Here is a 4,434-nt window from a genome sequence, read left to right as displayed (position 1 = left end):
CGCTCATACTTGGCCGGCTCCAGCTGGGTCGGCCACTGGCTGAGGGGGAAGTTAATCAGAGGAATCACCACCCCGGCCTGACGCAGCTTGTTGAGCATGAGCGAAAGGCCCTTCAGGATCTGGAGGTTCAGGATGGTCACCACCGTGGCCCCCACGATGGCGCCTGGGATGCTCCCCATACCCCCCACGATCACCATCACCAGAACCCCGATGGATTCCATGAACGTGAAGCTTTCGGGGTTAATGAAATACTGTTTAGCGGCGAAGATCATACCCATCGCCCCAGCGAAGGAGGCACCAGTGGCAAAGGCCGCCAGCTTCATTCGAACCAAGGGGATCCCCATCGCCTGAGCGGCCAGCTCATCCTCCCGGATGGCCGTCCACGCTCGCCCCACCCAGGAGTTCTCCAGACGCCGAGCGAGCCAAATAGCGAAGCCGATCACTACGAGGACCAAAAAGTAGAAATATAGTGCATACAGCGTGGGATCGTCCAGCCGGATCCCCAATGCGCTCAGCCACGGCTTGAAAAACAAGGGAGGCCGCTGAACTGGGCGGATCCCCTGAGGGCCATTGGTGAGGTTGATCGGCTTGTCCAGGTTGTTGACGACCACCCGGATCACCTCACCGAAGGCAAGGGTCACGATGGCCAGGTAATCCCCCCGCAGCCGCAGGACCGGCAGCCCCAGCAGGATCCCGGTGAGGGCCGCCACCCCCACAGCCAGGAACAGAAACAGGAAGAACCACTCCGGCGCCAGGGGGAAGCGGTCTGTGCCGAAGGCGATGTTCGCCTGGTGGGAGCCAAAGATCGCCCACAGGTAAGCGCCGACCGCGTAGAAGGCCACATACCCCAGGTCGAGCAGGCCGGCGAAGCCCACCACGATGTTCAGCCCCAGGGCCATCGCGGCGAAGATCCCTACCTGGGTGGCCACCTCCAAGAGGAAGGTATTGCGCACCCCCAGAATGGGGAGCAGGATCAGCAAGACGCTCAGACCCAGGATCCCCTTCACCAGCCCGCTGAGCGGTGCGTAATAAATCAGGAGGAGCGAGCCGAGGAAGGCTGCAAAGCTTAGCGCAGATACGAAAGGATACCAGACCGCATCCCGTAATCCGGGCTGGTTCAGCCAATTCATTAGGAAAAGGGCAATCAGGATGTAAGCCAGCACGCCGATCAGATAAAGCAACCGCCCGTTCTGAATCCGTTCGACCCACGCTTTGGCCTTCACGCTGATCATCCGGCACCTCTCAGTTAACAAATCAGGCCTTCTGGCCGACCATCTCGCCCAACAAGCCGGTCGGGCGGAACATCAGGATCAGGATCAGGATAGCGAAGGCGAAAATATCTTTATACTCGGCGCCGAACGCACCGCCTGTGAACTGGGAGAGGTAAGCTCCGGCAAAGCCCTCCAGGATCCCCAGGACGATCCCGCCCAGCATCGCGCCGGTGATGTTGCCAATGCCACCCAGCACCGCCGCCGTGAAGGCCTTGATCCCAGGGATAAACCCTACATACGGATCGATACGGCCGACCCGGATTCCGAAAAGCACCCCGGTGGCTCCTCCCAGAGCCCCGCCGATCAGGAAGGTGAGCATGATGATGCGATCCACGTCCACCCCCATCAGGGCGGCCGTCGGCCGATCCTGAGCCACCGCCCGGATGGCCCGCCCCAGCCGGGTGGCGTTCACAATGAAGTTCAGGCCGGTCAGCATGGCCAAGGAGGCGATGATGATGAAAATCACCTTGGCCTGGATCTGCATCTGGACCGGTTGGCCAGCAAGGGTAAATGAGGCCAATGGGATCTGCTGATTCAGAACCGGGAAGGAAGGATAATTACGATAGAAGGCGTTGTTGAGCAGCCCCTCGATCGCCCGCACGGCATCTTGAAGGAAGAACGAGACGCCGATCGCTGAGATCAGAGGGACCAGCCGGGGCGCCCCCCGCAATGGTCGATAGGCGATACGTTCGATCGCCACCGCCAGCAGGCCGCTGCCGATCATCCCCGCGGCCACCGCCAGCAGGATCCCCGCCATGATCCACATCAGGGGTGCTGTGGAGGGGATCGCCAGGGCGAGCATGAGTTCCACGCCGATGAAGGCCCCGACCATAAAGATCTCGCTGTGGGCGAAATTGATGAACTGGAGCACCCCATAGACCATCGTGTAGCCCAAGGCGATCATGGCGTAAAGGAAACCGATCACCAAGCCGTCGATGGCCACTTGGGGAAGCGTGCGGATGACGAACTGGAGCAGGGTCATCCCGCCCGCGACGGGGCGATCGAAGAGAACAGCGAGGACCAGGACCACGGATCCGATTACGATCAGGCTGATCGTCACAAAGATAAACAGCTGGATCAGCGGAACCAGCAGCGCCTGATAAAGAAGGGACTCCGAGATCAACTTGCGCATTCCAGATCGCCCTGTTGTCAGGATGGACCTTTCTCATGCGATAGAGGTGGGGAGGAGCAATTCCTCCCCACCTCGCATCGGACCGCTCACTTGACCCCGCAGGCCGCCTTCAGCTCCGGTGTAAACGGCGGCGGCGGCAGCTCCAGGGTCTTGATCAGCTGGTTCTTGCCCCAGTCCTCCGGCTTCGAGGAGACCACCTTCAGCACGAAGTATTTCGCCTTCACCGGGTCGCCCCGCTCATCGAACGTGATCACACCGGTGATCCCCTGGAAGTCCTTGGTGGCCCGGACCTTCTCGGCCACGGCCTTACGGGTCGGCTTGTTGCCGCCGGCCTCCTTGATGGCTGCTTCGATGGCCTTCAGTACGATGGCCGTGGCGTCATAAGCCTGGGCCGAGAAGGGCTCTGGATCCTTCCCGAACTTGGCCTTGTAATCTTCGATGAACTTCTTGGCCCCCTCGTAGACTGTGGGCGGGGCGGCGACACTGGTGTAATACATCCCACCGCCCATCACGAGGGCATCGCCGGCGATCTTGGCCAGCTCCGAGGAGTCCATCCCGTCTGGGCCCAGGAAGATCGCGTTAATGCCCTTCTCCCGGGCCTGCTTGAAGAAGACCCCCGCCTGGTCATAGATGCCGCCGAAATAGATCACTTCGGGGTTCACCGCCTGGATCGCGGTGATCAAGGGATCGAAGTTGGCCTTCTCCTCCGTGCCCTCGAAGCCCAGCACCTTGCCGCCGAGCTCCTCAAAATGCTTGCGGAAGAACTCGGCCACGCCCTGGCCGTAGGTGGTCTTGTCGTGGATCACAAAGGCCGTCTTGACCTTCAGCTCGTTGAAGGCGAACTCGGCGCCCACCGCACCCTGCACGTCATCTCGCCCGCACACCCGGTTGACCACCAGGTAGCCGCGGTCGGTGATGCAGGGGTTGGTGTTGGCCGGGGAGACCATCACCAAATCGAAGTCCTTGTAGGTCTCCGAGGACGGGATCGCCACGCCGGAGTTCAGGTGACCAACCACCGCCAGGATATCCGGATCGTTGACGATTTGCTTAGCGTTCGCCACCCCCACATCCGGCTTGGCCTGATCGTCAAAGGGCACCAGCTCGACCTTGAAGCCCAAAGCCTCGATCGGCCCCGCCAGCTGCTCGATCGCCAACTGAGCGCCGTTCTTAATACCCTCGCCCAGGGCCGCTTGACCACCCGAAAGCGGGCTCTGGGTGGCGATCTTGATCGTGCCTTTCACGGCCGGCGCAGGTGTGGCCGCCGGAGCCGTCGTAGGGGTTGCGGCGGGAGCAACCGGCGCCGTCGTCGGTGCGGGAGTTGGAGTGGCCGGCGCGCAGGCAGCCACCACCAGGCTAAGCGTCATCAGGCCGACCAGTATCTTCGAGAACCTCATGGCCTCCTCCTTTTAGCAGAATGTGGGAAAGAGCTCTCAACGGGGAATCCGCGATCGCAGGAGGGATACAGCCCTCCACCGCTCTCACTTCAATCGGATGGAAATCCTGAGGATCGCGCCCGTAAGGCACCTCCTTTCCAAATAAATTTGTTTCCAATTTTAGAGGCTGGCAGGAGATCTGTCAAGCCATTTGACCCATCGCTACTATCCACTTCAGGATGCAAGAATGACCTTTTTGTCCACTTTCCGGCTTTATTGTTTGACAGTTCTTATGTGATTTCGCTTGCCCTGTTGCCAACAACAGAGGAGATCATCCCAACTTGTAGTGACGAGCTCTCGATTTGTGGAATTTCTGTGAGGGCGGGCTGCGTAAGCGGCCCGTCCCTCGCAGAAAATTCTATCTTCGCAACAAAGCAGATTTCGCTGTTATGTCTATATCGCCCAGAAGGGGATAAAAACCATCCGGTGGAATCTCTGCAGGGTGCGAGGCCCTTAGGTGGCCTGCATCTCACAGAAAACTTTGCTTCTCACTTACGCTAGGAGAGACAATGGGCAAGGGATGAGGTAAGGGCCAAATCACGGCGTAGGCGCTCCGTGGCGGGTTTCCTCGAGGGGTGCGGGCCGCCGAAGGCGGCCC

General features: G+C 60.3%; 3 protein-coding genes. All 3 read right to left on the bottom strand.

The genetic code is table 11. The annotated features are described in order from the left end of the window. Positions 1-1,232: branched-chain amino acid ABC transporter permease (locus tag ACFMO5_RS01205; RefSeq protein WP_376790949.1), on the bottom strand; the 1,232-nt coding region annotated here is incomplete at its 3' end. Positions 1,233-1,254: 22 nt separating this feature from the next. Then, a complete protein-coding gene (locus ACFMO5_RS01200) occupies positions 1,255-2,253 on the bottom strand; it encodes a branched-chain amino acid ABC transporter permease (RefSeq protein WP_376790950.1) in 999 nt (332 codons plus the stop codon). 236 nt (positions 2,254-2,489) lie between these two features. Continuing rightward, positions 2,490-3,797 (bottom strand): branched-chain amino acid ABC transporter substrate-binding protein, encoded by a 1,308-nt coding sequence (locus ACFMO5_RS01195; protein ID WP_376790948.1) that lies wholly within the window; start codon positions 3,795-3,797, stop codon positions 2,490-2,492. Positions 3,798-4,434: the final 637 nt, after the last annotated feature.

Source organism: Thermoflexus sp. (assembly GCF_042408365.1).
Classification (GTDB): domain Bacteria; phylum Chloroflexota; class Anaerolineae; order Thermoflexales; family Thermoflexaceae; genus Thermoflexus.
Note: the sequence above shows the minus strand (reverse complement) of the source record. Positions and strands in the feature narration are given on the sequence as shown.